Source organism: Rosenbergiella nectarea (genome assembly GCF_900111105.1).
Lineage (GTDB): Bacteria > Pseudomonadota > Gammaproteobacteria > Enterobacterales > Enterobacteriaceae > Rosenbergiella > Rosenbergiella nectarea.
The window spans coordinates 146865-173638 of the sequence record NZ_FOGC01000003.1 but is presented as its reverse complement, the minus strand read 5'-3'; the positions used below and the strand labels follow the sequence as shown (position 1 = coordinate 173638).

General features: G+C 47.2%; 27 protein-coding genes and 2 tRNA genes. 10 read left to right on the top strand and 19 right to left on the bottom strand.

Annotated features, from left to right (window positions below):
• Positions 1 to 318 precede the first annotated feature (318 nt).
• The 3 genes from BMX14_RS05440 to BMX14_RS05430 all read right to left on the bottom strand — a co-directional run bounded on the left by BMX14_RS05440 (position 319) and on the right by BMX14_RS05430 (position 1994).
• Positions 319 to 395, bottom strand: a tRNA-Val gene (locus tag BMX14_RS05440).
• A 16-nt stretch (positions 396 to 411) separates the two neighbouring features.
• Positions 412 to 488, bottom strand: a tRNA-Val gene (locus BMX14_RS05435).
• Positions 489 to 620: 132 nt separating this feature from the next.
• Entirely contained in the window at positions 621 to 1994 is a 1374-nt protein-coding gene (locus BMX14_RS05430; RefSeq protein WP_092673920.1) for an MATE family efflux transporter, read from the bottom strand.
• Between the two features lie 160 nt (positions 1995 to 2154).
• Here BMX14_RS05430 and BMX14_RS05425 point away from each other — a divergent pair, with 160 nt between their 5' ends.
• Complete coding sequence (locus BMX14_RS05425; RefSeq protein WP_092673917.1) at positions 2155 to 2763, top strand: riboflavin synthase subunit alpha; 609 nt, start codon at positions 2155 to 2157, stop codon at positions 2761 to 2763.
• A 39-nt stretch (positions 2764 to 2802) separates the two neighbouring features.
• Here BMX14_RS05425 and cfa read toward each other — a convergent pair whose 3' ends face one another.
• On the bottom strand, positions 2803 to 3951 hold the full coding sequence (gene cfa, locus BMX14_RS05420; protein WP_092673914.1) for a cyclopropane fatty acyl phospholipid synthase: 1149 nt from the start codon (positions 3949 to 3951) through the stop codon (positions 2803 to 2805).
• A 210-nt stretch (positions 3952 to 4161) separates the two neighbouring features.
• Positions 4162 to 5331, bottom strand: coding sequence for a purine nucleoside transporter PunC (gene punC / locus BMX14_RS05415; RefSeq protein ID WP_092673911.1), 1170 nt, complete (start codon positions 5329 to 5331; stop codon positions 4162 to 4164).
• A gap of 102 nt (positions 5332 to 5433) precedes the next feature.
• Between punC and punR the strand changes: the two genes are divergently transcribed.
• The gene (gene punR / locus BMX14_RS05410) at positions 5434 to 6336 is read left to right on the top strand and encodes a DNA-binding transcriptional activator PunR (protein ID WP_092673908.1); all 903 of its coding nucleotides are present in this window, start codon (positions 5434 to 5436) and stop codon (positions 6334 to 6336) included.
• Here the strand turns inward: punR and purR are convergent.
• Both purR and BMX14_RS05400 read right to left on the bottom strand, forming a co-directional pair.
• Positions 6333 to 7358, bottom strand: coding sequence for an HTH-type transcriptional repressor PurR (purR, locus tag BMX14_RS05405; protein ID WP_092673905.1), 1026 nt, complete (start codon positions 7356 to 7358; stop codon positions 6333 to 6335). The genes punR and purR overlap by 4 nt on opposite strands.
• Before the next feature lie 201 nt (positions 7359 to 7559).
• The gene (locus tag BMX14_RS05400) at positions 7560 to 8345 is read right to left on the bottom strand and encodes a C40 family peptidase (protein WP_092673902.1); all 786 of its coding nucleotides are present in this window, start codon (positions 8343 to 8345) and stop codon (positions 7560 to 7562) included.
• A gap of 347 nt (positions 8346 to 8692) precedes the next feature.
• Here BMX14_RS05400 and BMX14_RS05395 point away from each other — a divergent pair, with 347 nt between their 5' ends.
• Entirely contained in the window at positions 8693 to 9025 is a 333-nt protein-coding gene (locus BMX14_RS05395; RefSeq protein WP_092673899.1) for a Grx4 family monothiol glutaredoxin, read from the top strand.
• 13 nt (positions 9026 to 9038) lie between these two features.
• On the opposite strand, the gene rnt is transcribed toward BMX14_RS05395, so the two are convergent.
• The 3 genes from rnt to nemA form a co-directional block, all read right to left on the bottom strand.
• Complete coding sequence (rnt, locus tag BMX14_RS05390; RefSeq protein WP_092673896.1) at positions 9039 to 9713, bottom strand: ribonuclease T; 675 nt, start codon at positions 9711 to 9713, stop codon at positions 9039 to 9041.
• 75 nt (positions 9714 to 9788) lie between these two features.
• Entirely contained in the window at positions 9789 to 10199 is a 411-nt protein-coding gene (gloA, locus tag BMX14_RS05385) for a lactoylglutathione lyase (protein ID WP_092673893.1), read from the bottom strand.
• 40 nt (positions 10200 to 10239) lie between these two features.
• On the bottom strand, positions 10240 to 11352 hold the full coding sequence (gene nemA / locus BMX14_RS05380) for an N-ethylmaleimide reductase (RefSeq protein ID WP_092673890.1): 1113 nt from the start codon (positions 11350 to 11352) through the stop codon (positions 10240 to 10242).
• A gap of 131 nt (positions 11353 to 11483) precedes the next feature.
• On the opposite strand from nemA, the gene BMX14_RS05375 reads away from it, so the two are divergent.
• The gene (locus BMX14_RS05375; protein ID WP_092673887.1) at positions 11484 to 11723 is read left to right on the top strand and encodes a DUF1289 domain-containing protein; all 240 of its coding nucleotides are present in this window, start codon (positions 11484 to 11486) and stop codon (positions 11721 to 11723) included.
• On the opposite strand, the gene BMX14_RS05370 is transcribed toward BMX14_RS05375, so the two are convergent.
• The 3 genes from BMX14_RS05370 to BMX14_RS05360 are packed head-to-tail and all read right to left on the bottom strand — an operon-like array spanning position 11715 to position 14844.
• On the bottom strand, positions 11715 to 13730 hold the full coding sequence (locus BMX14_RS05370; protein ID WP_092673884.1) for an FUSC family protein: 2016 nt from the start codon (positions 13728 to 13730) through the stop codon (positions 11715 to 11717). The two genes, BMX14_RS05375 and BMX14_RS05370, sit on opposite strands and share 9 nt — an antisense overlap.
• Complete coding sequence (locus tag BMX14_RS05365; protein ID WP_092673881.1) at positions 13730 to 14596, bottom strand: efflux RND transporter periplasmic adaptor subunit; 867 nt, start codon at positions 14594 to 14596, stop codon at positions 13730 to 13732. Before BMX14_RS05365 ends, BMX14_RS05370 begins: the two co-directional genes overlap by 1 nt.
• 17 nt (positions 14597 to 14613) lie before the next feature.
• Positions 14614 to 14844 (bottom strand): DUF1656 domain-containing protein, encoded by a 231-nt coding sequence (locus BMX14_RS05360; protein ID WP_092673878.1) that lies wholly within the window; start codon positions 14842 to 14844, stop codon positions 14614 to 14616.
• A gap of 139 nt (positions 14845 to 14983) precedes the next feature.
• Between BMX14_RS05360 and slyA the strand changes: the two genes are divergently transcribed.
• Positions 14984 to 15427, top strand: coding sequence for a transcriptional regulator SlyA (slyA, locus tag BMX14_RS05355; protein WP_092673875.1), 444 nt, complete (start codon positions 14984 to 14986; stop codon positions 15425 to 15427).
• Between the two features lie 97 nt (positions 15428 to 15524).
• Here the strand turns inward: slyA and BMX14_RS05350 are convergent, their stop codons facing one another.
• Positions 15525 to 16004: an outer membrane lipoprotein gene (locus BMX14_RS05350; RefSeq protein ID WP_092673872.1), complete on the bottom strand. Its 480-nt coding sequence runs from the start codon at positions 16002 to 16004 to the stop codon at positions 15525 to 15527.
• 210 nt (positions 16005 to 16214) lie between these two features.
• Here BMX14_RS05350 and anmK point away from each other — a divergent pair, with 210 nt between their 5' ends.
• From anmK to uhpT, 5 genes are all read left to right on the top strand, one after another.
• Positions 16215 to 17336 (top strand): anhydro-N-acetylmuramic acid kinase, encoded by a 1122-nt coding sequence (gene anmK / locus BMX14_RS05345; RefSeq protein ID WP_092673867.1) that lies wholly within the window; start codon positions 16215 to 16217, stop codon positions 17334 to 17336.
• A 32-nt stretch (positions 17337 to 17368) separates the two neighbouring features.
• Positions 17369 to 18028 carry a pyridoxamine 5'-phosphate oxidase gene (pdxH, locus tag BMX14_RS05340; RefSeq protein WP_092673864.1) on the top strand — a complete coding sequence of 220 codons (660 nt, stop codon included), beginning with the start codon at positions 17369 to 17371 and terminating at the stop codon, positions 18026 to 18028.
• A 129-nt stretch (positions 18029 to 18157) separates the two neighbouring features.
• Entirely contained in the window at positions 18158 to 19432 is a 1275-nt protein-coding gene (gene tyrS, locus BMX14_RS05335; RefSeq protein ID WP_092673861.1) for a tyrosine--tRNA ligase, read from the top strand.
• A 53-nt stretch (positions 19433 to 19485) separates the two neighbouring features.
• Entirely contained in the window at positions 19486 to 20355 is an 870-nt protein-coding gene (pdxY, locus tag BMX14_RS05330) for a pyridoxal kinase PdxY (protein ID WP_092673858.1), read from the top strand.
• A gap of 125 nt (positions 20356 to 20480) precedes the next feature.
• Positions 20481 to 21866, top strand: coding sequence for a hexose-6-phosphate:phosphate antiporter (uhpT, locus tag BMX14_RS05325; RefSeq protein ID WP_092673855.1), 1386 nt, complete (start codon positions 20481 to 20483; stop codon positions 21864 to 21866).
• A 35-nt stretch (positions 21867 to 21901) separates the two neighbouring features.
• On the opposite strand, the gene dtpA is transcribed toward uhpT, so the two are convergent.
• The 5 genes from dtpA to rsxD all read right to left on the bottom strand — a co-directional run bounded on the left by dtpA (position 21902) and on the right by rsxD (position 26645).
• Entirely contained in the window at positions 21902 to 23383 is a 1482-nt protein-coding gene (gene dtpA, locus BMX14_RS05320; protein WP_092673852.1) for a dipeptide/tripeptide permease DtpA, read from the bottom strand.
• A gap of 237 nt (positions 23384 to 23620) precedes the next feature.
• Positions 23621 to 24253 (bottom strand): endonuclease III, encoded by a 633-nt coding sequence (gene nth / locus BMX14_RS05315; protein WP_092673849.1) that lies wholly within the window; start codon positions 24251 to 24253, stop codon positions 23621 to 23623.
• The gene (locus BMX14_RS05310) at positions 24250 to 24954 is read right to left on the bottom strand and encodes an electron transport complex subunit E (RefSeq protein WP_092673846.1); all 705 of its coding nucleotides are present in this window, start codon (positions 24952 to 24954) and stop codon (positions 24250 to 24252) included. The genes nth and BMX14_RS05310 overlap by 4 nt, the downstream gene beginning before the upstream one ends.
• Positions 24951 to 25583 (bottom strand): electron transport complex subunit RsxG, encoded by a 633-nt coding sequence (gene rsxG, locus BMX14_RS05305; protein WP_092673843.1) that lies wholly within the window; start codon positions 25581 to 25583, stop codon positions 24951 to 24953. Before rsxG ends, BMX14_RS05310 begins: the two co-directional genes overlap by 4 nt.
• 3 nt (positions 25584 to 25586) lie before the next feature.
• Entirely contained in the window at positions 25587 to 26645 is a 1059-nt protein-coding gene (rsxD, locus tag BMX14_RS05300; RefSeq protein ID WP_092673840.1) for an electron transport complex subunit RsxD, read from the bottom strand.
• Positions 26646 to 26774: the final 129 nt, after the last annotated feature.

The following is a 26774-nucleotide window of genomic DNA, read 5'->3' as shown; positions in this document are numbered from 1 at the left end:
CTAACTTCAGCCAGAGGCAGAGGTTTAAGGTTGATAATTATCTCGCTAAAGTTGAGAGGTAAAATTTAACCTGCTCACGTTATAAAGGCTTGTTAACAATTAACGCTGTGGGATGAAGATCACTAAATTAGCTTTATCATAAGATTAATTCAGAGGGAAAGATATTTTAAATTAATTATTACTTTAATAGAAAAGTTTAAAAGGGAGAGGTAATTATTTAGTCGAGTTAACTAAAAGAAACTACGATAAAAGTAAATTTATTTTAGAGAGAAAGGATATAAACGGTAAGCTGAGGCGTTTGAATGGTTCGGTGACTTATGGTGCGTCCGAGTGGACTCGAACCACCGACCCCCACCATGTCAAGGTGGTGCTCTAACCAACTGAGCTACGGACGCAGAATAACGCTAGATTTGGTGCGTCCGAGTGGACTCGAACCACCGACCCCCACCATGTCAAGGTGGTGCTCTAACCAACTGAGCTACGGACGCACACGCTGCATTGCGGCAGCGGGACGAATATTAACGGCATCCTTAGCGACTGGCAAGCAGAAAACCATAAATATCTGCTAAATGGTTGACATCTAATCAGTGAGTGGAAATTTTAATCATTTCACGCACTGTTTATCGGCTTGCGCGAGTTAAAATCACATTAGGCGGTTTTTTCTGCAAGGTAATGATACGTGAAACCATCATTATCGCCGCGGAGGTCAACCCGATGATGAAGCCACACCAGAAGCCAGCGGGTCCCATGCGCGGTACGACGACATCCGTTAATGCTAAAATGTAGCCGCAGGGGAGTCCCAATAGCCAATAAGCAATGAAGGTAATAAAGAATATAGCTCGAGTATCTTTGTAGCCGCGTAGTATCCCACTTCCAATGACTTGTACACTGTCTGAGCATTGATAAATTGCTGCAAGAAACATTAACTGTCCCGCCAGCGCGACAACAGCAGGATTATCATTATATAACCGCGCAATATCATGCCGGAATACGACCGTCGCGATGGCCGTACAACAGACAAAACATAGTCCGACAGCTTGAGATGTCCAGGCGGCGACTCGCGCGCCTTCCGTCGACCCACGGCCTAACTGATAGCCTACGCGGATAGTACTCGCAATTCCCATGGATAACGGAATAACAAACATCAATGAGCTAAAGTTCAGCGCAATTTGGTGCCCAGCAACCTCAACAACGCCCAGAGGAGAAACTAATATTGCCACCACCGCAAACAGAGTTACCTCAAAAAACAGGGCAGAGGCGATGGGTAATCCAAGTGTGATAATCCGAGCGATAACTCTAAAGTTGGGTTTAGCCCAGCGAACAGTGGGGCGGATATCTTGTAGGCTACGAGATTTTTTGGTCCATAGCCAGAGGCCCAAAAACATTAACCAATAGACGGAAGCGGTGGCGACACCACAGCCGACCCCACCCAGTGCAGGCATACCAAAATGACCATAAATAAAGATATAGTTAATCGGGATATTGCACAGTAACCCGATAAAACCGAAGACCATACTCGGCGCTGTCTTTGATAGGCCGTCACATTGGTCGCGAATAACTTGAAAGTAAAGAAATCCAGGCGCTCCCCACATCAGAGCGTGCAGATAACGTTCAGCAATATCTGCCATCTTGGGATCGATTCCTGACATGGCACGAATAAATATTCCGGCATTCCAGATGATGGCAATGACGAAAATTGACAGGAAGGTGGCAAGCCATAAACCTTGTTGAACATGATCGCCTACTTTGTTTCTACGTCCCGAGCCCGCAAAATGAGCTACCGTGGGCGTGATCGCCATTAATATCCCTAATGCGAAGAGAATCACAGGTAGCCATATTGAGGTACCGATCGCAACGGCCGCCATATCGGTTGCACTCACCGAACCCGCCATTGTCGTATCAACAAACCCCATCGCGGTTTGCGAGGTTTGCGACAAAATGACAGGAATAGCTAACACAAGTAACTGTTTAGCTTCTTTAAAATACTTTCGCACTGGATATCCTTAACGTAATTATTATCCCAATCTCAAGCTATCATCGCCGAATGGCGTGCATTCATAAAGGAGAAAACCATAATTATTTTCTCTCACCGCACTGGCTAGTCATGAATACGACGTAATCTGTGATAATCTGGAGCAAAATAAGGGGGAAGAAATGTTTACTGGTATTGTGCTTGGCACCGCTGAAATTATTGATATAGAAGAACAACCGCTTTTTCGGACCCATAAAGTGATATTCCCAGCAGAATGGCTTGAAGCCTTGCAAATTGGCGCATCGGTTGCGCACAATGGCTGTTGCTTAACTGTCACGGCGATAGAGGGCAATATCGTCAGCTTTGACTTGATTAAAGAAACGCTACGCGTCACGAATCTAGGACAATTATCGGTCGGAGATCGCGTCAATATTGAGCGAGCAGCAAAATTTTCAGACGAAATCGGTGGGCACTTAATGTCCGGTCATATTATGGCCCAAGCTTCGGTAAGTAAAATAATTCAATCCGAGCATAACCGTGAAGTCTGGTTTGACATCAACGATCCAAACTTAATGAAATATATTCTTCATAAAGGTTTTATTGGGATTGATGGCTGTAGCCTAACCCTAGGCGATGTGACAGAGCGGCGTTTCTGCGTGCATCTTATCCCCGAAACGTTGGAACGTACATTACTCTCTGAGCGCAAATTAGGTGACAGCGTTAATATCGAAATTGATACGCAGACGCAAGCTATTGTCGATACTGTTGAAAGAATGCTGAATAAAAAATAACAGTAAAACAAGCTCCCGAGTGAAGGGAGCTTCTTTAATTTAGCGTGCCACCCTTAATCCGCCGTCAATCCCGCGACTGAATACCACCTGCCAAAGCTGAATATCACGCGAACGAAACGCACCCGCGCAGGCATTGAGGTAATAAGTAAACATACGCTTAAAACGCGGATCGTAACGCTGCGAAAGTTCTGGCCACGCGGCAAGAAACCTTTCATACCACGCCATTAACGTTTTATCGTAGTCGGGACCAAAGTTATGCCAATCTTCCATCACAAAATGCGGTTCACTGTATTCTGCAATCTGTTTGACAGAGGGTAAGCAACCGTTGGGGAAAATGTATTTATCAATCCACGGATCGACATGGAGATTCGTATGGTTCGATCCAATAGTATGCAACACAAATAGCCCATCGGGTTTGAGGTTTCTGGCTGCTACCTCAAAATAGGTAGCATAGTTTTTAGGCCCCACATGTTCAAACATTCCGACCGACACGATACGGTCAAATTGCTCGTGAAGGTCGCGGTAATCTTGCAGTAAAATTTCAACATCTAGTCCCGCACAGCGTTGCTGAGCCATTTTCTGCTGCTCGGCAGAAATCGTCACGCCCTTGACCTTGACCTGATAATGTTTGGCGGCATATTCCGAGAGTCCCCCCCAACCACAACCAATATCTAATAAAGTCATACCGGGCTGAAGGTGTAATTTACGACAAATTAAGTCGAGTTTGGCTTCCTGAGCGGCTTCAAGGGTAGACGCAGTGGACCAATAACCGCACGAATATTGCATATAAGGATCGAGCATTAATGAAAAGAGATCATTCCCCAGGTCATAATGTTCTTTCCCAACAATCCACGCCCGTTTTTTCGACTGAAGATTGGTGAGTCTCGCGGTAGCGATGCGTAACGTATCTTTAAAATGATGGGGGAGTTGATGATCTAACTTATGGCGCAGAACCTTTGTGAAAAAAATATCCAGTCGGTCGCACTCCCACCAACCGTCCATATAACTTTCACCTAAGCCTAAAGAACCTTCTTGTAATACGCGTTTGAAAAATTGCTGATTGACGACACGTATATCGCCAGGCCGTGAACCGTTAATCTGAATATCTGCACTGTCGAGTAGCTCATGTGCAATACGAAACCAATGATCTTCTTTTAAATTAACTTCTTCAATACATGACGTAGACATATGCGTATATCACCTGTTCAAATAACACACTACGCTTGGAAGCGGTTGCATGACTTTCCGGAGAAAGGTAAACAGCTATTCATCAGTGACTACTTATTATTTTTATAATGCAGTGGTTGCGTAAAGTTTTGTATAACGTCATCCACCGAAATCAGTATAGGACTGACTTCGGTAGAGTTCAATAGAGAATAAGTATGGAAGGAACGCGCGTTAGCGAGAGGGTTTATTGACCTGTGCTTGGGTGAAATAGCCGATTAACGCCAAAATTAGGGTGGATGCCATGGCGATCACGGTAATACTGATAACCTGTTCAATCTGTGAAGAAACCCAGAGGCTGTAGAGAAAACATAAGCCAAGCTGGGTAAAATTTTGTACAGAAGCGGCTTTACCACTGTGTTCAGGGAACGCTTTTAATGCTTTCGACACCACGATAGGGTAGATAGCCCCGTTTGCCATGGCCATTACACTAAAAGGGACCAGTAATCGTGTAAGCGAAGGGGTCATCCATAAACCGACGGCTAACAGAGCAGAGACACTCACCAAGTAGGCGAACAATAACCAAGGTAAAAGTTGTTCGCCGTTAAAACGATTCAGTAAGGCACGGCAACCAAAACCACCGATTAAGAAGGTTACGGTTTGGGGGATATAGCTCAACCCAATCTCACTTGGGCTTAACCCTAATTGTCCCATAATAAAAGGCGACCCCGTTAACCACGCAAAAAAACTGGCTGAACAGGCGGCATAGATAACAATGTTGCCAGTAAATTGCGGCTGTAACAGCAATGTCTTATAAGGCAAATGCTCAGACTTTGTTGAAGAGGGCAAGCGGGCTGGTGGCAGTAAGTAGAAAGTCAGCGCCAATAAGATGGCGCTGATTAATGTTAAGGTCACGAATATGGCTTGCCAGTCAAAGTGGCTAATCAGCCACGCGCCAATCAAGGGTGCGAGGGCGGGTGAAAGGGCGACTAGCGGCATGATCGCCGCGAACATTTTATGCGCCTTCTCCTTAAGAAAATGGTCAAGCACTAAAGACTGCCAGCACACTGCTGCTGCACACACCCCACAGGCCTGAAGGAATCTCAGGACCAGTAAAACACGGGCATCAGTGACCCATACTACGGCTAGACAGCTCAGGGTGAACACTGATAGGCCGTAGACTAATACGGTTCGGCGACCAATTTTATCGGATAAAGGCCCCCAGAATAACTGCGCGCAACAGAACCCTGCCAAGAATAAACTCAGACTCGCACTGACCATATTGGCACTTGTCGCCAGATAGTCTTGCATAGCGGTAAACGCAGGGAGATACATATCGGTTGCCAGAAAGCCAAGCATGCTCAGTAGGGCGAGGTAGACAAAGAAAAGTTTTGGATGTTGCATAGGGCGTCCTAGTCAAAATAATACGCTGAGTGTAAAAGGGTGCAGAGTGATTTGTAAACCGGTAATATTTGCCATCACTATTCAAAATAATTGAAAGCAACTATGTGGTCAGAATATACCTTAACTGTTATTGATAGCGTGGCGCGTAATGGCAGCTTTTCGGGGGCTGCTCAGGAATTGCACAGAGTACCCTCCGCAATTAGCTATTCAGTAAAACAAGTGGAAGAGTGGTTAGCGGTTGAACTGTTTGAGCGGCGCCATCGTGATGTTATCTTAACGCCATCCGGCGAACATTTTCTTACTGAAGCCCGAAGTGTTATCAAAAAAATGAATGGCACCCGTCAACAATGCCAGCAACTCGCTAATGGCTGGAGAGGCCGCTTCTCAATCGCGATTGATAGGATTGTGAAACAGTCGCGCGTCGAGCAACTGGTCGTGGATTTCTATCGTCATTTCCCTGATATCGAACTTCATATCCACGACGAAGTGTTTAATGGTGTATGGGATGCGCTGGCTGATGGGCGCGTGGATATGGCTATCGGTGCAACTCAGGCTGTTCCTGTGTCAGGGCGCTTTAGCGTGCGCGATATGGGTAAACTTTCATGGCGTTGTGTCGTGGCAAACGATCATCCTCTACAGGGGCAAACGCTAATTAAGGAAGACGATCTGCGGAAATGGCCATCACTAGTGATTGAGGATACCTCACGAGTGCTCCCTCGCCGTGATACCTGGACCCTAGATAATCAACGACGACTTGTCGTGCCAAATTGGCCGGTAGGGATGCGTTGCGTACAAACCGGACTATGTGTTGCGATGGTGCCGGCGCATATTGGCACACCCTATCTACAGCAAGGAAGGCTCGTTGAATTGCCTATAAGTATCCCAGACAGTCCCTGTTATTTGAGTTGGCGGGAGAACCGTTTTTCACCCGGTTTACAATGGATTTTGGACTATTTAGGCGATACAGCCACCCTTAATCAAGAGTGGCTGGTGACGAGGGATTAACGACGATAGTCGATGTAAGGGCCATCAATGACAGAGCGCCGCTCCACAAGTTGAGGATGAATCTCGAGGCGTTGCGCCTCATCGCGTTTATTAACAATACGGTCAAGCAGCATTTCCAACGCTTTTTCACCCAATTCAATCTTGGGTTGGTGAATTGTGGTTAACGCGGGGCTAAAATAGCGCGAATTGCGGATATTATCGTAACCGATCACCGAAATATCTTGAGGCACATTCAGCCCCTGTTCAGTTGCGGCGCAAATTGCCCCCATCGCCATCACATCCCCCCCACAAAACACTGCAGTCGGGCGCTGTTTTTTCGAAAGGATCTGTTGCATGGCGTGATAACCCGATTCAGATTCGAAATCCCCTTGAACGATCCATTCTTCACGGGGAGTAATTCCTGCATCATTTAACGCTTTAATAAATCCCGCTAAACGACCGCCGCCAGTATGGCGTTCCATCTGCCCAGGAATACAGCCGATATCGCGATGGCCACGATCTAACAAATAGCGGGCAGCTAAATGTCCCCCCGCAAAAGCATTATCTTCAACGGTATCGGTGAAATGGGCATGAGAACTCCCCCAGTCCATCACTACCATTGGCAATTGACTGTGCTCTTCCAGCATTTTTAAGAGAGAATCGGGGTACTCGGCACACATCACCATTAACCCATCTACACGTTTTTGCGCCATCATCGAAAGGTAGGCCCGCTGTTTTTCAAAGTCGGTATGAGCATTAGCCAATAACAACGTATAGCCATGCTGAAAACATTTTTTCTCTATCGCTTCGATGATCTCAGCCCAGTAAGGAGCTTCCACCGAGGTGGACAACAGACCAATAGTCTTGGTGGTATTCACTTTGAGACTACGCGCTACAGCACTCGGTGAATAGTGCAGAGTATTGATGGCATCCCACACTGTTTGCTGAGTCCGTTCCGCAACGAAACGTGTTTTATTGATCACGTGAGAAACAGTTGTGGTGGAAACCCCGGCGAGTTTAGCCACATCTTTAATCGTTGCCATGGGGTATTCTCCTAGGAAAGCGTTTGCGTTTGCGCAACTAAAAAATAAAGGGGGTGGATTCTAGCAGGGTGACGGGGCTAAAACGAGCTTTTTGCGCAACAAAGTTTACGCGTTTACAAATCGTTACGTAGGATAGAGGTTGATAGCGCTAGAAATGAAAAATCCCCAATTGTGCGGGGATTTGTTTAAGTCGGCTTACTGCTACCGTACAGAGTTAGGAGTCATGACGCGGCGAGCACCAATATAGTGTTTTTGCCAATATTCACCGGTAAGGTCGGTAATTTGAATATCTTTGCCAGTACGGGGGGATTGGATAAACTTGCCATTTCCGACATAAACGCCAACATGATCAGCCGCCCCTCGGCGATGGATACGGAAAAACACCAGATCACCCTTTTGAAGAGAATTTCTTTTCACCGGCGCAGCGTCACGCAAGTGATACATTTCGTTAGCTGTGCGCGGGATCTTAAATTTTACGAGATCCTTATAAGCATAATAAACTAAACCGCTGCAGTCGAAACCAGTATGTGGGGAAGTTCCCCCCCACTGGTAAGGCTTACCGAGTTGGTTCATCAATTTATTCATCGCGGTTTGACGCGCTTTTTGATATTTCTGGTGGTGTGTTGCACTCATTACCATCGCTGCAGAGTGGGGGGAGGCGATGCGTATGTTATGGCGCGCTAACACTTTCTGCCCAGCGTAATACTTCTTACGAGTGATACGAGCCTTTGCAAGTTTAGAAGATTTGGAGGAGTGCGAAGGGGAGAGTGTTTTTTTGGCAATATGCTTAACTTTATGAGGTGGAGGCTGTTTAGTGCGTTTAGTAGCAGTTTTGACCTGTTTCCGCTTGCGACGAGTGTCTTCTGCAGCCACTTTTTTTACCGATTTATGCGCAGTGGCATTAAGATGTCGGTGAGGGGCCGCTTCGGCGACTGTAAAAAAGAGTTGCATAAATGCAAGAATTGAAAGCGTAATTATTAGCCGCATATTTAGTATTTAGTCAGTGATGTACTCAAAAAAAGAGTCAGTGAGTAAAAATAACCTCTGACAACGTTGTCAGCCCCATAAGCCATTCTAATCCAGAACTTTTCGAAAAGTTAAGCGAGAATTTAATTAAATCTGTTACTAAGCGTGATTGCGTTCATTACTTATCCATCAATTTGGCTAGAGTAGGGGAAAATGGTTACATCGTCGTGATCTATATCACATAATTAGTGGTTAATAAGATAATTCCTATCTATTGCCTATGCAGTGAACTAAACCATTATGGAATTTCACACCGACCACGATAAACGGTACACTATAAGAAACTAAGCTGTTGTTGAGGAAGCAAAATGAGCACTCTTGAAAAAATTAAAACACAAATCTCCGAAAACCCAATTCTGCTTTATATGAAAGGGTCTCCTAAATTGCCAAGCTGTGGCTTTTCTGCGCAAGCCGTCCAAGCGCTGTCAGGCTGTGGTGAGCGTTTTGCTTACGTAGATATTCTGCAAAACCCAGACATTCGTGCAGAGCTTCCTGCTTACGCTAACTGGCCAACTTTCCCACAACTGTGGGTTGACGGTGAATTAGTGGGGGGATGTGACATTATTATGGAAATGTATCAGCGCGGCGAGCTGCAATCTCTCATTAAAGAGACTGCAGACAAGTCTCGCGCAGCGGAATAGCGCGATTCGCGATTTATGCTAGTGGTGGGGAGGTCTCCACCACTTGTTGCTGTTCGGTGGCCAATGGCCAGCCCCCAAGACGCTTCCATCTATTCACTAACTCACAAAACAGTGCAGTCGTCTGCTCGGTATCGTAAAGGGCACTATGCGCTTGTTCACTATCGAAACTTATCCCTGCACTAATACAGGCTTTAGCGAGTACCGTTTGTCCCAACACCAGCCCACTTAACGCGGCAGTGTCGAAGGTGGCAAAGGGGTGGAAAGGATTACGTTTTAAGCCAGCACGCTGTGCCGCGGCCATAGTGAAGCTGTGATCAAAATGAGCATTATGGGCCACAATGACCGCTCTTGAACAATCGGTCTCTTTCATACCCTTTCTTACCATCTTGAAAATAGCATGCAGGGCATCATATTCACTGACGGCCTTACGTTCAGGATCGTTGGGATTAATGCCGGTAAAGGCCAATGCTTCTGGATGAAGAATCGCCCCTTCAAATGGGGTGATATTAAAATGAATCTTTTGATCTTCAACTAACCAGCCATCTTCATTCATTCGCACAGTGATTGCCGCAATCTCTAATAATGCATCCGTTTCAGCATTAAAACCGGCGGTTTCGACGTCAATGACGACGGGGTAAAATCCACGAAAACGGTGTTTGAGTAGGTGGGCATTGGCAGTATCTGACATCTGGTTCTCAATTACAGTGAAAATAGTCGGCAAGTATGACAAAAACAGGGCTGCGGTGCAGCCCTTTAACCGCGATTAATCGTTATTTAATCCAAGACCTGCATCTTTTTTCTCGATTAATTCGATTTTATAGCCATCGGGGTCTTCAACGAAAGCAATGACAGTTTTCCCGCCTTTGACCGGACCGGCTTCACGCGTAACGTTGCCACCCGCTTGGCGAATGCGCTCACATGTTTCGGCCGCCGAGTCGACTTCAAGCGCGATATGTCCGTACCCTTTGCCCAAGTCGTAGCGTTCGACGCCCCAGTTATACGTAAGCTCCAATACCGCACCTTCAGACTCGTCTGTATAGCCCACGAAGGCGAGAGTGTATTGATACTCACTGTTTTCACTGGTCCGTAAGAGACGCATCCCTAACACACGGGTATAAAAATCGACTGCGCGGTCAAGATCCCCAACACGGATCATGGTATGTAAAAAACGCATAAAACCTCGTTACATTGCTCGTTATCAGTGGAATAGGATATCAGCTTTTTGTTTGTGGCAAAAATGGGTAATCGGTATAACCTTGTTCGTTACCGCCATAAAAGGACTCAGGATGTTGCGCATTAAGCGGAGCACCTTGCGCAAAACGGTCAACTAAATCTGGATTAGCAATAAAGTCGCGGCCAAAGGCAACGGCGTCGATTAATCCCTCCGCGAGCAATGCTTCGCCCTTCTCTAAGGTATACGCACCTGCGCCAATTATAGTTTGGCTGAAGGCAGCCCGTACCGACTGTCTAAACGTCGTGGAATATGAATTACCGCCAGCCCAGTCTGGTTCAGACAAATGCAAATAGGCCAGACCAAAACGATTCAACTGTTCGATGAGCCAAACCGCATCATCTTCTTCGTGCGGCCCATTACCTAATGCCTGAAAGGTGCCAACGGGTGAGAGGCGAATACCGATATGTCCAGCGCCCCAAACGCGCGATACGGCCTCAATAATTTCAAAGACAATACGCGCACGGTTTTCGCGGCTGCCACCGTATTCGTCAGTCCGAAGGTTAGAGTCGGGTGATAAAAAGGCATGTAATAGATAACCATGCGCAGCATGCAGTTCGAGCAGATCAAAGCCCGCTTGTTGTGCATTGATAGCGGCTTGTTCGAAATCTTTCACCACTTGTTTAATTTGCGCGACACTCATCTCTTGTGGGAGAGTCGTTTCACTGCGATATACTTCACCTTTCTCATTCTTTAATGAGGTTCTGGTCTGTGAAGGTAGGGCAGACGGCGCCTGTGGCGCAGCGTTATTAGGTTGCAAAGAAGAGTGAGAAATACGACCTGTATGCCAAAGCTGTACGGCAATTTTTCCATTATGAGCGTGTACCGCATCGGTAATTGCTTGCCAAGCAGTTACCTGCTCAGCAGTGTGTAATCCAGGTGCACCGGCATAGCCTTTGGCCTCAAAGGAAATTTGCGTGGCTTCGGTAATAATCAAGCCCGCTGAGGCGCGCTGCTGATAATAGGTTTTCATCAAATCCGTAGGAATATCGCCAGGCTCGATGCTGCGCAAACGGGTCAAGGGTGCCATAAAAATACGGTTTTGAGTGGTGATAGCACCAAGTTTCAGAGGGGAAAAGAGGGATAACGCTGACATAATACTCTCCTGCTATAATATGATGGTTTACCATAGAGTAGTTACCGTTACGCCGATCGACAAGGGGGTGTGCATGGCATCGCACAGAACAACAAGTCGGGTTGATAAGTGATACAAGCGAAGGAGGGGCTATGGCCGAACAACTTGAAATGTTTTCGCTGCCAAATCCTTGCCGAGGGCTGTGCCAAGCCAATGCTCGCGGCTACTGCTTAGGATGCTTTCGCAGTCGTGAAGAACGCTTCGGATGGCAGGGCTTCTCTGATGCTCAGAAGCTAAATGTATTACGACTGTGCACGCTGAGGCAACGTGCCGCTCAGCGTGTTGCACCGATCACTCTTGAAGACGTTACCGAGCAAGGGGAATTATTTTGAGGGTTGCGGGGGGACCGAATAGCCGAGCTGTGCCAGCGAACAGCTAAGCCGCCATAAAATCCCCGCTAAGCGTATCGCATCAGGTTCCTTGCGATGTGAAAGCTCAGTGCTTTGTGCCCTGAGTTCGTCTAGCACCGTATCCAGCTGTGAACTGCGAACACCGCGTTCGCTGATAATCGTGTGTAAGATCTGAAAGCACCGATCACGTTGGGCGCTTAACAGTGGCGATCGAGTATGCCACCCCCGAAGTTCCCAAACAATATGTGCACTGTTTTGTAACACGACCCCCCAACGGAGTAACCAGAGTTTGGCCTGGGCATTTTTGCTGGACTTCAATTGATTAATATGAAAATAGAGTTTCGACTCGTAATGATTTCGGCTGGCCAGGGGGTTAGGACGAAGTTGATCCAAGAAACCGCGCCGAATGGCTCTGATATGGCGCAGGCTTTTACGGTCATCGGAACTGGGACGTATTAACACGAACGCTAGCCAGGCGAAGATCACGCCACATACTTTTGCCACATCACCATTGAGTACTGCACCGTAATCCCAAGTGGGCGGGTTGCTGACCGAAATAAAGGACCCCATAAACACGACAATTTGTCCCCACAGGGCCGCGCGCTTGGGGATCAATAACTTAAATAATTGTAGTGTCAGGATGAGCGGGAATAACACCAGTAGAAAGTGCCAAAGTTGTGAAACTTGAATCATTACGCCAAATTTTATCACAAAGCTCAGCACACAGAGGATCAGCAAAGTCTTCAACAGCAGAGTGACGCTGGCGGAGGGCGAGGGAGCTGAAGAGTAGAGTACGCAAGCAATCGCGGTCAAGGTTAATGCCGCGGGACCTTGATCCCACTGTGTAACCATTTGAAAGGTACAGCCCAATACAATCGCAAAAAATGTTCGTCCAGCGCTCAGTAAGGCCTCGGCACGATCAGACTCTAACGCTAAGGCTGGGACGTTGGGAGGTGTCAACCGTTGCGCGGGGTCAGTGTTATCCACCAGACGCGTCCAGCGCTGCACATCTAAATAAACCCAACAAAAATAACGTAGCCGACTGACAAAAGCGAGTTGCCGATAGTCGCCTTGGCTTATTTCTGGAGTAATAGTCCGTAATATTTTTGCTAATTTATATTTATTACAATCGGGCTGCTCTAATTCTGATAGCAACATATCGATCGCGTGAAACAGTGCTGGTGGAGCTTCTGGCCAATTTAATAACATCCTGCGCAAACCCGATAATACGCCGGTTAAGCGGAGTTGTTGATGCAGAACGTAGTTAACCACTCGGTTTTGACGCCGATAGCGATAGTGGCTCCAATAGGCTTGAATACGCAATAAATTAGTGGTCAGTATCTGTCCGATCATGTTTTCATGCGCGACTTGAGCCTTATCAGCTGTTTCCCGATTCAATAACAGTCGCGCATGCTCTAATAATCGGGCCTGCATCTGTTTGAGGGTAACCATCAAGGTATCCCCATCTGAGGTACTGGGAAGTAACATCATCATTAACCCAGCGCTTAATATTCCCGTGATTGCTTCACACACTCTCGCTTGGGCAATTTCCCAAAGCTGATTGAACTCGGTAATATTCACGGTACTGAAGGCAATCAATGCGGCGGTGTAACCTGCTAAAGAAAAAGCGTAGGCGACATTGTTTTGATGCAGATTCGCGATCCACGTACAAAACCCTAACCAAGTTGCAAAGCTTAAAGTGAATAACCACGGATCATTTAGAGTGTTGCCAGCAATCAGGATTGCAGCCAAGGCTCCCACTAGACTGCCTACAATTCGGCCTAAACTTTTACTAATCGCTCCGCCAATGGTGGGAAAGCTGACCACCGCGGCGGATGTCATGGCCCAATAGGGCTGATCAAGGTTGAGACTGTACGCAAAACTTAATGCAATACACATCGCAAAAGTATTGCGTAAGGCATAGCGCCATTGGCTGCGAGTGGCACGAATCCATGGTAAGTTTTCCCAAGCCAACCACTGCCAAGACATTAGTGTGTGTCCGGATGAATAACAATGGTGCAGGTCGTTCCCGCCACTAATAACTGTTGTTGCGGCAGATCGGTTAACGCGATCCTTACCGGAACTCGTTGAGCGAGTCTTACCCAAGGCACAGTGGGTTTCACATCTGGTACGAGCGAACTGTCTGAATCGACACTTTGGTCACTGATGGCTCGGCCAATGCTTTCGACGCGGCCTGCTAGTGCAGCATTATCACTGTATAAGGTCAAGGTCGCCGCTAGACCCGGTCTAATATGACGCAGTTTTGTCTCTTCAAAGTAACCCATTACATAGAACGAGTGGCTATCTACTAAGGCAAACAGCGCCACGCCAGTGTTGATATAATCCCCTTTGCGTAGGTGGAAGTTTGTCACCCAGCCGTCAACAGGGGCAACGATTTTGGTTTGAGACAGATTCCATTCAGCTTGATCTACGTTGGCTTTGGCGGCAAGCATACTGGCCTTCATCGCACTGGCAGACTGTCGGTAGCTATCTTGATCCTCGGCAGAGATGATATTCGTGGAGAGTTGGGCCCGACGAGTTGATTCATGTTCGGCTTTACGTAAATCGGCCTCGCTTTTAGCAAGCTGCGCTTGAGCATTTTCTAACGCTATTTGGTAAGGGCGTGGGTCTAATGATAATAATAAGTCCCCTTTATGAACGAATTGGTTATCCGTTACCGGAAGTTCAATTAAGCGTCCTTCCACCTCAGAGGCGACTTTCACCATCTCCGCATGGACTTTTCCGTCACGCGTCCAAGGCGACTGCATATAGTAATTCCACATCCACCATGCGGCGAGTACCGCAATGGCGAAGGTAAACAAGGTAGAAAAATAGCGTAACGCGTTAAATTTCATGTAAGTTGTCCATCATACTAACTCAGTATCGCCATGGAGGCAGAAACACAGAGGAAGAAGAGCGAGAGGTCTAGTAATGTGGGGTGCCAGACTTGACCTGAATAGATTTTTTGGCGGATGAGGGGGTGGATCACCAGCCAAAAAAAGAAGCCAAGTAGTACCGATTTGAAAATGGGCGGGAAAAATAGCATGTCACCGACAACCAAGTCAGTTAAGGCTGAAGTCAGTGGGAATTGTGACACAGGCATTATTAAATCCCTTATTTAACTATATAACTCTTAAACAAATTACTTTTATGACCGATACTTATTTGTAATTCCGAAAAGGAAAACGGAAAATAGTCTAAAACTGACTATACTACTTAGCAAACTAATTATAGGTAAAGTTATGGAATCTTCATTGGGGACAGATTTAGCAAGACTCGTGCGCTTATGGCGAGCCATTATTGATAATCGTTTAAAGCCATTAGGCTTAACCCAGACACTCTGGGTCACATTACATAACATACATGAATTACCTGCTGATCAATCACAAATTCAACTTGCCAAAGCGATTGGTATTGAGCAACCCTCACTGGTGAGGACCCTCGACCAACTTGAACATAAAGGGTTAATTGTTCGTTCTGCCTGTGCAGAAGATCGCCGTGCAAAGCGTATCTCGCTAACGGAGCAGGCGGCCCCGATTATTGAACAACTCGAGTCGGTTATCGTGCAAAGCCGTAACGATATTTTACAAGGACTCTCCGACCAAGAGCGGCAACAGTTGAATAGTTTAATCGCACGTTTAGAAGTCAATATTGTCGAAATTCAAAAAAATGAGCTGAAAGCTTAAAAAGTAAACGCATAGAGAGGTGTTCAACTCTTTTTGCTATCGACAAATTAAAAACCCCTCATAAGAGGGGCATGTAAGGAAAAAGCGGTTTAATCACTTATCGACGTGGTGAAACCGTCACTTGGCTGCCATTGGTAGCGATTGCTACACGTTGGCCAGGTGAGTAACGGGTCGCAGCTTGTTTTTGAACAACCATAATAGTATTGCCATCGTCCTTGCGGATCTCGAGTTCAACACCATTTGAAGTATTCACTGCACCTTGGACACCTTGACCTGCAACACCACCGAGGACCGCACCGCCGGCTGTCGCTAGGCTTCTTCCCGCGCCACCACCGATAGCATTACCTAAGAACCCGCCGAGTACTGCACCGCCAATAGCACCGATGGCATTGCTGTCGTCGCCACCTTGGATTTTAACGGGACGAACAGAAACCAGCGTACCGTAGGTGACGTTTTGTACTTGCTTAGCCTCGTTAGCAGAGTACACATCCCCAGACAAAGAATTGTCGTTCACACATCCTGTTAGGCTCATCGCAACAGTCATTGCTGCGGCAACAGTTGAAAACCGTTTTAACATTTGAAACTCCTTTCAATAGTGAGTGCATAATCAACGATGCAAGCATTAGAATTCGATTTAAGTATAGTACAATCTTAAAAGATGATTCTAGACTCGTTATATAGCCTAGAGTGTACCGATTCAACCTTAACGATAACTCAATATGTTGCAACGATTTTGCTTATATGAGTTACAGGTGAAAACAGATCCGATTTTTAGGGGAGTGGTCATATGCACACAGGGCGCTATATTGGCGTGATGTCAGGGACAAGTTTAGATGGGATTGATGTAGTACTCGCGGCCATTGACCAGAATATCGTGGCCCTACAAGCGAGTTACTGTCATCCTATGCCATTAGAGATCCGCCGACAAATTCTCAGTATTAACCAAGGACAGTCTGTGACGTTGTCACAAATAGGTCAACTCGATACTCGCCTAGGACGGCTATTCAGTGACGCTATCTTAGCATTAATGGCGCGTGAGGGACTGACCCGCCGAGATATCGTAGCCATTGGTTGTCATGGCCAAACGGTGTGGCATGAACCGCAAGGCGATGCCCCGTTCAGTATGCAGCTGGGCGATAATAACACGGTTGCTACGCGCACTGGCGTCACTGTGGTTGGCGATTTCCGCCGACGGGATATGGCATTGGGGGGACAAGGTGCGCCATTAGTTCCTGCTTTCCACCGAGCACTATTGACTCACCCCAATGAGCGAAGAGTTATTTTGAACATAGGCGGCATAGCGAACGTATCGTTACTGTCACCGGGTGAAGTGGTAAGAGGCTTCGATACCGGGCCAGGGAATATCTTAATGGACGCTTGGATATGGCATCATCACCAGCGTCCCTATGATAAAGACGGTCAGTGGGCAAGCTCTGGTCAGATCGATACAGCGCTCCTGGACGCTATGCTGGCGGATCCTTGGTTCCAACGTCCTGTCCCGAAGAGTACCGGCCGTGAATATTTTAACTACGGTTGGATTGAAAATAAGCTGGCAGATTGCGGCCCGATAGCGGCAGAGAATGTGCAAGCCACATTATTAGCCTTGACGGCAATTAGCATCACGGATCTGATCAAACAACAGGGTGAGTGGGACCGCTTGCTAGTCTGTGGAGGCGGTGGGCATAATAACGTCTTGATGCAGCAAATTTCGGCGCGTGTCCCGGCAATCCAGGTCGCGCTGACTGATGAGGTAGGCATTAGCAGTGACGATATGGAAGCTTTAGCCTTTTCATGGCTAGCTTATCGCACGGTATCGGGATTACCTGGGAATTTACCCGCGGTCACCGGCGCGAAAGATTTTACCGTGTTAGGGGCGATATACCCCGCTAACCCCCTCGATGGGCGTTAATCTTTAATTTTTAGCGAGAGAGTGAATAGACCATGAGCCACGCTAGCGATCCTTTTGCCAATCTTACTGATATTCGTCGCGAGTATACATTAGGCGGATTACGTCGTGAGAATTTACCTGACACGCCAATTGAATTATTTAATCAATGGTTGAAACAGGCGTGTGAAGCACAATTACCCGATCCCACCGCGATGTGTGTGGCAACGGTCGATAATCAGGGACAGCCATATCAACGTATTGTATTGCTCAAACATCTTGATGAAAACAGCATGACTTTCTATACCAATTTAGGCAGTCGTAAAGCCCAACATCTACAAGAAAATAATCGAATTTCTTTGCATTTCCCGTGGTACTTTTTAGAGCGACAAGTGATGGTGATTGGTCGTGCCGAGAAGCTTCCGGTTTCGCAGGTGCTGACCTATTTTCACTCCCGGCCATTTGAAAGCCAAATTGGTGCATGGGTCTCTCAGCAATCAAGCCGCATCTCCGGGCGGAGTGTGCTCGAGACAGCTTTTCAACAAATCAAACAAAAATTCCAGCAAGGTGAGGTCCCACTTCCCAGTTTTTGGGGGGGGTATCGCGTCACAATCGAAGCAGTTGAATTTTGGCAAGGAGGAAAGCACCGTCTCCATGACCGATTTATCTATCAAAAACAGGATGATTGCTGGAAAATTGATCGCCTTGCGCCATAACGCGTAAATTAATGCGTTCAGAGCTGGAACCTTTGTGCGTAGCGAATTATTCTATGGCGCTTACTTTATTCGCCGGTGGCGGAAACTGTGTACCAGTTTAGGTGCAGACTGTTCAACGTGGAGTCATTAATGACCAGTAGTAACCTTATCCAACAATTGCAAGAAAGAGGGCTGATCGCCCAGGTAACGGATGAAAAGGCGTTATCAGAGCGACTGGCACAAGGGCCTATTGCACTGTATTGCGGCTTCGATCCTACCGCAGACAGCTTGCATCTGGGGCATTTGGTGCCACTGCTTTGTCTAAAACGTTTTCAAGATGCGGGTCACAAACCTGTTGCTCTTGTTGGCGGTGCCACAGGGTTAATCGGTGATCCAAGCTTTAAAGCGGCCGAGCGAAAATTAAATACTGAAGATACCGTACAAGAGTGGGTTGAAAAAATTCGTCGCCAAGTCTCGCCTTTCCTTGAATTCGATTGCGGCGAGAATAGTGCTATTGCGGCCAATAATTACGATTGGTTCGGTGGTATGAATGTTTTAACTTTCTTACGTGACATTGGTAAGCATTTCTCTGTAAACCAAATGATCAATAAAGAAGCGGTTAAACAGCGCCTTAATCGCGAAGACCAAGGTATCTCCTATACTGAGTTCTCCTATAACCTGTTACAAGGTTATGACTTTGCCTGCTTAAATAAGCAATATGGCGTGGCGCTACAAATCGGTGGTTCAGATCAATGGGGCAATATCACCTCAGGCATTGATCTCACCCGTAGAATGCATCAAAACCAGGTCTTTGGTCTAACGGTACCGCTGATCACGAAGTCAGATGGGACTAAGTTTGGTAAAACCGAAGGCGGTGCAGTGTGGTTAGACCCGATTAAAACCAGCCCTTATAAGTTCTATCAATTTTGGATCAATACGGCTGATGCCGACGTTTATCGCTTCCTAAAATTATTCACCTTCATGAGCATTGATGAAATCAATGCACTCGAAGCTGAAGATCAACAAAGCGGTAAAGCCCCGCGTGCGCAGTATGTGTTAGCTGAAGAAGTGACGCGTATGGTGCACGGTGAGTCAGGGCTGGAAGCGGCGAAACGTATTACTCAAAGCTTATTTGCAGGAACCTTGAGCGACCTCACAGCCAGTGACTTTGCACAATTAGCGCAAGACGGCATGCCGACTATCAGCCTTAGCGCAGAAGCTGATCTACAACAAGCTTTAGTCTCGGCGGAATTGGTACCCTCTCGTGGTCAAGCTCGGACGATGATTAGCTCTAAAGCCGTTTCGGTTAATGGCGCTAAACAAGAGGATGCTGAGTATCGGTTCACAGACAGTGATAAATTACATGGACGATTTACCTTATTGCGTCGTGGAAAAAAACACTACTGCCTGATTGATTGGGCATAGTAAAAGGGGCCGGAAACGGCCTTTTTTTTATTGATAATAATAGACGTGCAAACATGAAAAATATCTTAGCAATACAATCCCATGTCGTTTATGGTCACGCGGGCAATGCCGCGGCTGAGTTCCCTATGCGTCGGATGGGCGCTAACGTCTGGCCTTTAAATACGGTTCAATTCTCCAACCATACCCAATATGGACAATGGACAGGCACGGTAATGCCCGCTGAGCATCTCACGGATATCGTTCAAGGCATCGCCGCGATTGATCGCTTAAAAACCTGTGATGCAGTATTGAGTGGCTATTTAGGCTCGGCCGAGCAGGGTGAAAAGATCTTAGAAATTGTGCAGCAAGTGAAAGCGGCTAACCCAAACGCATGGTATTTTTGTGATCCCGTTATGGGACATCCCGAGAAGGGCTGTATTGTCGCCCCGGGCGTAGCAGAGTTCCATTGTCAGGTATCTATGCCGGCCAGCGACATCGTTGCACCTAACTTGTTAGAACTAGAAATGCTGAGTGGCCGCACGATAAATGACCTTAACGAAGCGATTGAAGCGAGCCGTTCGCTTATCGCTAAAGGACCGAAAGTCGTTTTGGTCAAACACCTGTCACGCGCTGGGCTACGCAGTGACCAATTTGAGATGTTGTTGGTAACGGAAGATGAAGCCTTACACATCCAGCGCCCGTTAATTGATTTCGGCGTGAGACAGCCGGTCGGCGTAGGGGATCTTACTAGTGGCTTACTGCTGGTTAATTTGTTGCAAGGTAAGCGCTATGAGCAAGCGTTGGAACATATCACCGCTGCAGTGTATGGGGTAATGCTGAAAACCCATAGTATGGGCGAATATGAACTGCAATTGGTGGCCGCCCAGGATGAGATAGCAACGCCAACCCATCACTTCCGCGCGATAACGATCGATACTATCTAATAAAAGTGTGACCTCTATCTCACGGCTAGAGGTCACATTCTTCAAGCTTTGATAAACATCAGCATATCTTACACGAATATCTCCTAGACTCTCCCCCACACTAACTCTCATGGATGAATGGGACTATGCTGCAATTTTTAAAACAAAAACGACTTCCTATGCTGGATCTGCCCGCCAGCGTTCGTCGTAAAATGTGGTTCAAACCGTTTATACAATCTTATCTCGTCGTTTTTATCTGTTATATGACCATGTATCTGATCCGCAAAAATTTCAATATTGCGCAAAACGATATGGTCACGACGTATGGTCTGAGTCTTACGCAGCTAGGGCTTATCGGACTGGGGTTCTCGATTACCTACGGTGTAGGGAAAACCTTACTGTCTTATTACGCCGACGGAAAAAACACCAAACAGTTCTTACCGTTAATGCTAATATTGTCTGCACTCTGTATGTTGGGATTCAGTGCCAGCATGGGGTCGGGTTCCATGGCGTTATGGCTGATGGTGGCCTGCTATTCACTCAGTGGTTTTTTTCAAAGTACTGGCGGTTCCTGTAGCTATTCGACGATAACCAAATGGACGCCGCGCGGTAAACGCGGTACCTATTTAGGTCTATGGAATATTTCTCACAATCTCGGTGGGGCAGGCGCGGCTGGGGTTGCCTTATTCGGGGCGCACTTTTTCTTTAATGGTCACGTGATTGGTATGTTCGTTTTCCCTTCAATTATCGCGCTGATGGTCGGCTTTATCGCTCTTCGTTTCGGTAATGACTCCCCCGAGGCGTATGGTTTGGGGAACACTGAAGCTTTATTTGACGAGCCTAAGAGCGAAGAGGATGAAGAGGCAGACGATGAAACCTTAACTAAGTGGCAAATTTTTGTTACCTATGTCCTCAAAAATAAAGTTATCTGGTTACTCTGCTTTGCCAATATCTTTCTTTATGTGGTACGGATTGGTATCGACCAATGGTCAACCGTATATGCCTATAATGAATTAAAACTGTCAAAGGAAGTGGCGATTCAAGGATTTACTTTATTTGAAGCGGGCGCCCTGGTGGGGACCTTACTTTGGGGATTTCTCTCCGATCTGGCCCGGGGGCGAAGAGCCTTAGTTGCCTGTATCGCATTAGTCTTTATCATCATTACTCTAGGTATCTATCAACGCGCTACGGAAGAGTGGGTATACCTCACATCATTATTCTTCCTCGGTTTCATGGTGTTTGGCCCACAATTATTGATTGGTGTGGCTGCGGTGGGGTTCGTACCGAAAAAAGCGATCAGTGCAGCGGATGGGATCAAAGGAACCTTTGCCTATTTGATAGGGGATAGTTTCGCGAAACTGGGTTTGGGGATGATTGCGGATGGCCATTCTATTTTCGGTTTAACAGGATGGGCGGGAACCTTTGCCGCCTTAGATGCTGCGGCGATAGGCTGTATCGCCATCATGGCGGTGGTGGCTCTTCTAGAAGAGAAGAAAATACGCAGTATTGCTAAGCGAGCAATGGCACGCTAGAAAAGAAAAACCCGTCCTAGGACGGGGTGAGTTTATTAGGCATTCACGTTTCGTGTCATGCGTTGTAACAATGGCGAAACGAGTAGCATGACAATGGCAATACCCAGGGTAAATTGTCCAATTTGCATAAAGACATTGCTGTACACCTGTAACGATTGCAGTGGATCAACAACGTTTTCAGGAACAGCCATGCGGTTAGCGACTTTACCCGCAATCATGGCTGCGCCGGCTGTGGTCAAGAACCAAGAGCCCATGATAAAGCCCATCAGACGTTGTGGCACAAGTTGCGCGACCATCGCTAGACCTAAGCCCGAGATCATCAGCTCACCAATACTTTGTAAGGCATAACTTAAGATCAGCCAGTTAACTGAGACAATGCCTTGCTCTGAGGCCATTTTCGCGCCAAGTGGTAACACGAGAAAGGCAGCGGAACATAAGAACATCCCGATCGAAAACTTGTAAGGCATCGGCAGGCGGTCGCCTAACTTGTTATAGATCACGGCTAACAGTGGGCTCGCGAGCATAATCCAGAAAGGGTTCAACGCTTGGAATTGCTCAGGTTGGAAAGTAAAGCCTAGGATTTGATGTTCAACGTTATGGATTGCAAAAAAGTTTAGCGATGTCGGCATTTGCATATAGAGGACGAAAAAGACAATCGCCTCTAGCATCATGATGAAAGCAACAATCATCTTACGACGATCAGCCCCTTTTAACTTTAGGGTCTCTTTCAGAAAGACCAACACGATTCCGACAGCGATAACCCCTAGCGCCATTCGGGCGATATCTTGATGATGTAATAACCAGGTGGCTAGGGCGATCAAAATGACGACGCCGACGAGGGTCATAAGCAGTTTGCCCCACTGTAAGGGCGCGAAATCCGGCTTAGACCCGTAGTTTTTCACCATACCTTTGCAGAAGATGAAGTTTAACAGGGTAATAATCAAACCGACGACAGACAGTGAGAACGCTGCACTCCAGCCATAGTTAGCGGCCAGTACCGGGGTTAACATCATCGAAACCAGAGAACCGATATTGATCGACATATAAAACATGGTGAAGGCACCATCAATACGAGGATCATCTTTCTCATAACAGGTAGACAGTAGGGAAGACGGGTTTGCTTTAAAAAGCCCACTACCGACGGCAATTGTCGCCATCCCAATGTAGACCAGCGCAATCTGATGGCCGGAGAAGGCTATCAAGCTATAACCTAGGGCCAATACGATAACACCTAGCGTTAGGACGCGCTTAGTCCCCAGGACTTTGTCGCCCAACCAGCCACCAATGGCGACCATGCCATAAACTAATGCGCTGAAGGAGGAGAATAGGGTAATGGAGTCAGATTCCGACATGCCCAGCTGTTTAACCAGGTAAACCGCCATGATGGCTTGTAAGCCATAGAATCCGAAACGTTCCCAGAGTTCGATCGAAAAAATAAGGTAAAACGCTTTAGGCTGTTTGAAAACATTCAAACTCACCTCTTCGTTATTATGATGTTGTTTGTTTGCAGTAGACACATAAACCTCGGTGTTGCCAATCCTAAAATAGTGCTAGGAATTGCTGTGATCCGCGGGGTAAACCACGAAGATTATTGATGTAAAAAAGTGTAAGGAGCTAATGTGTCCGATATTTCGGGTCAGGGCAAGAAGTTTTTCTTATATGGTTAAATAGTAATCTGATAGTGATAAGAAATGTGATAAAGCTTACATACGATAGTAAATAGCCTTTAAAGATTTTAACTAGCAGAAAATATTTTAATCGGTTTTTTCACGATATTCGCAAAGATCTTCGATTAGGCAAGCGCCGCAGCGCGGTTTACGCGCTATGCAGGTATAGCGGCCATGCAAGATAAACCAGTGATGGCAGTTTACTTTAAACTCAGCAGGAACCACTTTCAAAAGGTGTTGTTCGACCTGATCGACGTTCTTACCTGGCGCGAAGTTTGTTCGATTCGCCACGCGGAAAATATGGGTATCGACGGCGATAGTCGGCCAGCCAAACGCAGTATTTAACACAACATTTGCTGTCTTGCGTCCAACGCCAGGCAGTGCTTCGAGAGCTTCACGGTTTTCGGGGACAAGCCCCTGATGCTGTTCAACAAGGATCTGGCAGGTTTTTATCACATTAAGGGCTTTAGTATTAAACAGCCCAATGGTCTTGATATGTTCTTTAACCCCTTCCACGCCGAGATTGAGCATCGCTTGCGGGGTGGGGGCCTGAGAAAAAAGTCCGACTGTGGCCTTATTGACACTGACATCAGTGGCTTGAGCGGATAACAATACCGCTATCAGCAGTTCGAATGGAGAGTTAAACACTAGCTCAGTAGTCGGGTGCGGGTCGTTATCTCGCAGGCGAGTTAAAATTTCCCGACGCTTAAGCTTATTCATCCTGCATGTCCTACCGAAGTAGACTCTGCAACCTGGGCGTGCTGTGCGGCTTTGCGCGCACTCGCTTGTTTAGTACGTTGATCGATTAAATATTTTGCCGCGAGCAACATGCCTAAGCCGATAAAAGCGCCCGGAGGTAACATGGCTAGTAACATTGGCGAGTCAAAATGGAACACTTCAACCCGCAGCACTTTTGCCCAAGGCCCGAGAAGCTGATCGGCCCCGTTAAAAATTGTCCCATTTCCGATAATTTCTCGAATGGATCCTAAGGTCACCATGGCACAAGTTGCCCCCATACCGATAGCAAAACCATCGAGGGCGGAGAGGCCGACATTTGCACGAGAAGCCACGGCTTCAGCACGACCCACTACGATACAGTTGGTGACAATTAGGGGGATAAAGATGCCGAGAGACTGATATAACCCATGGGCATAGGCATTGATCAGCTGTTGCACGCAACTTACCACCGAGGCGATGATCATTACATAGATTGGGATTCGAATTTCAGAGGGCATCCAACGACGTGATAGCGATATCGCACTGTTGGTGAGTGTCAACACTAACGTGGTCGCCAAGCCAAGTCCCAAGGCATTGGTCGCGGTCGAGGTGACGGCCAGTAACGGGCAAAGGCCTAATAATTGTACGAGAGATGAGTTATTCTTCCATAACCCACCAATTAGCAGTTCTTTCGCTTCACTCATGGCGCTTTATCCCCACATTTAGGTAGCGTAGTAATTTTTTTTCCTAACTCGGCAATTAGGAGCGTGGTACGTTTGGTTTCGTTGACGACCGCACGTGGCGTAATGGTTGCACCGGTGAATTGGTCAAAGTCACCGCCATCTTTCTTAACCGCGAAATGGCTATCTTGTGGACCATGAATGCTGACGCCCGCAAAATGCGTAATCCAATCCGAGATACGCAATTCGATCTTATCTCCTAGGCCCGGGGTTTCATGATGCTCTGTTACCCGTACCCCCAGCACTGTGCCTGAGAAATCAGCCCCTACCAGCATTCTAATCGCACCAGAGTAACCATCCGGCGCGACAGTTTCAATCGCGGCGGCAACCGGCTGGCCATCTTTACGCGCAATATAAAACGGATGTTGTTGATCATCCCCTAGAACCGGGTTAGTCACCCAATAACACTCTTTTTGTAAATCGTTATTATAAAGATGGGGAGGCACAACTTGATCGAGTAACGCCTTCTCTTGTATAGCCATTTGTTTTGCGACGGTGGGTTTTGTTACCTCATTGACCAATGCGGTGACACCAGTCGTTACCGCTGCAAAGATAGCCAAAATCATACCATTCTTACGGATAGAGTCTATCATCGGCTATTCCTTATTGTGGCCATATACGGCAGGCTGAGTGTAATAATCGATGAGCGGCACGCAGATATTGGCTAACAGTACTGCGAAAGCGACACCATCGGGATAGCCACCAAAGCTACGGATTAACCAAACCAGCACACCTATCAATGCACCGTAAAGTAGACGGCCCCGATCAGTTGTGGACGCAGAGATAGGGTCGGTTGCAATAAAAAACGCTCCCAACATGGTCGCGCCGGAGAAGAGGTGAATAACCGGTGATACCAAGCTGTGAGGAGAGAAAAACCACCCTAAGGCGGAGCAGACCGCCAAGGAGAGTAGAAAGCTGACCGGGATATGCCAGCGGATGGCTTTGGTCGCAAGCAAGTAAAGACCGCCCAATAGGAAACCGATATTAATCCATTGCCAACCTTGCCCCGCAATAATGCCATGGTAAATCGGCTGCGCGAGTAGGTCTTGCGCAGTATGTCCTGCACGCAATCCTGTTTTAAAATTATCCAGTGGTGTGGCTTGACTGACCCCATCGACCCCCATTTGTAACTGCTGTAGAGTGAGACCCGATGCGTTATGCCCGGTGAAGATCATCTGCCAGGTTTCTGTCAGGGTTAAGGTTGAGTGTTGCAATGCCTCAGGGGGTAACCAACCCGTCATTTGGACGGGGAATGAGATCAGCAATACAACATAGCCGACCATGGCTGGGTTAAAAGGGTTCTGTCCAAGCCCACCATATAACTGCTTTGCGAAAATCATACAAAAGGCGGTGCCGATTACGATCACCCACCAAGGTGCTAAGGAGGGAATACTTACCCCAAGCAAAAAAGCAGTGAGCAGGGCGGAGTTATCCGCGAGGGTTGGCAGGACCGGTTTTTTACGAAGACGTAATACGGCCGCTTCGCAACCCCAAGCAACGATTGCAGCAATGGCTATTTGGATTAAATTTCCCCAACCAAAATAAAACCACTGCGCAAAGAGTCCTGGAATGGCTGCAAGCAAGACCAACGTCATAATACGATTTGTACTACGACGGTTATGAGTGTAGGGAGAGCTAGCGATGCGAAAAGCCATTTAATCCTCTGATACCGATGAAGGGTGTGATGTCTGGGGTGAACGTTGGGCGCAAGTCGCCTCAGGCTCGCTCACCGTTTCTTCTGTTTGGGCGGCACGTTTAGCCTTGGCACGGGCGATGGCTGCGGC

Coding starts and splice junctions, on each gene's coding strand:
- cfa (WP_092673914.1), bottom strand. CDS start 3,951: ATGTCTACGTCATGTATTGAAGAAGTTAATTTAAAAGAAGATCATTGG.
- punR (WP_092673908.1), top strand. CDS start 5,434: ATGTGGTCAGAATATACCTTAACTGTTATTGATAGCGTGGCGCGTAAT.
- BMX14_RS05375 (WP_092673887.1), top strand. CDS start 11,484: ATGGCCGAACAACTTGAAATGTTTTCGCTGCCAAATCCTTGCCGAGGG.
- slyA (WP_092673875.1), top strand. CDS start 14,984: ATGGAATCTTCATTGGGGACAGATTTAGCAAGACTCGTGCGCTTATGG.
- BMX14_RS05395 (WP_092673899.1), top strand. CDS start 8,693: ATGAGCACTCTTGAAAAAATTAAAACACAAATCTCCGAAAACCCAATT.
- BMX14_RS05365 (WP_092673881.1), bottom strand. CDS start 14,596: ATGAAATTTAACGCGTTACGCTATTTTTCTACCTTGTTTACCTTCGCC.
- BMX14_RS05350 (WP_092673872.1), bottom strand. CDS start 16,004: ATGTTAAAACGGTTTTCAACTGTTGCCGCAGCAATGACTGTTGCGATG.
- BMX14_RS05310 (WP_092673846.1), bottom strand. CDS start 24,954: ATGAGTGAAGCGAAAGAACTGCTAATTGGTGGGTTATGGAAGAATAAC.
- BMX14_RS05360 (WP_092673878.1), bottom strand. CDS start 14,844: ATGCCTGTGTCACAATTCCCACTGACTTCAGCCTTAACTGACTTGGTT.
- anmK (WP_092673867.1), top strand. CDS start 16,215: ATGCACACAGGGCGCTATATTGGCGTGATGTCAGGGACAAGTTTAGAT.
- tyrS (WP_092673861.1), top strand. CDS start 18,158: ATGACCAGTAGTAACCTTATCCAACAATTGCAAGAAAGAGGGCTGATC.
- purR (WP_092673905.1), bottom strand. CDS start 7,358: ATGGCAACGATTAAAGATGTGGCTAAACTCGCCGGGGTTTCCACCACA.
- pdxH (WP_092673864.1), top strand. CDS start 17,369: ATGAGCCACGCTAGCGATCCTTTTGCCAATCTTACTGATATTCGTCGC.
- BMX14_RS05425 (WP_092673917.1), top strand. CDS start 2,155: ATGTTTACTGGTATTGTGCTTGGCACCGCTGAAATTATTGATATAGAA.
- pdxY (WP_092673858.1), top strand. CDS start 19,486: ATGAAAAATATCTTAGCAATACAATCCCATGTCGTTTATGGTCACGCG.
- rsxD (WP_092673840.1), bottom strand. CDS start 26,645: ATGGCTTTTCGCATCGCTAGCTCTCCCTACACTCATAACCGTCGTAGT.
- gloA (WP_092673893.1), bottom strand. CDS start 10,199: ATGCGTTTTTTACATACCATGATCCGTGTTGGGGATCTTGACCGCGCA.
- punC (WP_092673911.1), bottom strand. CDS start 5,331: ATGCAACATCCAAAACTTTTCTTTGTCTACCTCGCCCTACTGAGCATG.
- rsxG (WP_092673843.1), bottom strand. CDS start 25,583: ATGATAGACTCTATCCGTAAGAATGGTATGATTTTGGCTATCTTTGCA.
- BMX14_RS05370 (WP_092673884.1), bottom strand. CDS start 13,730: ATGTCTTGGCAGTGGTTGGCTTGGGAAAACTTACCATGGATTCGTGCC.
- uhpT (WP_092673855.1), top strand. CDS start 20,481: ATGCTGCAATTTTTAAAACAAAAACGACTTCCTATGCTGGATCTGCCC.
- rnt (WP_092673896.1), bottom strand. CDS start 9,713: ATGTCAGATACTGCCAATGCCCACCTACTCAAACACCGTTTTCGTGGA.
- nth (WP_092673849.1), bottom strand. CDS start 24,253: ATGAATAAGCTTAAGCGTCGGGAAATTTTAACTCGCCTGCGAGATAAC.
- BMX14_RS05400 (WP_092673902.1), bottom strand. CDS start 8,345: ATGCGGCTAATAATTACGCTTTCAATTCTTGCATTTATGCAACTCTTT.
- nemA (WP_092673890.1), bottom strand. CDS start 11,352: ATGTCAGCGTTATCCCTCTTTTCCCCTCTGAAACTTGGTGCTATCACC.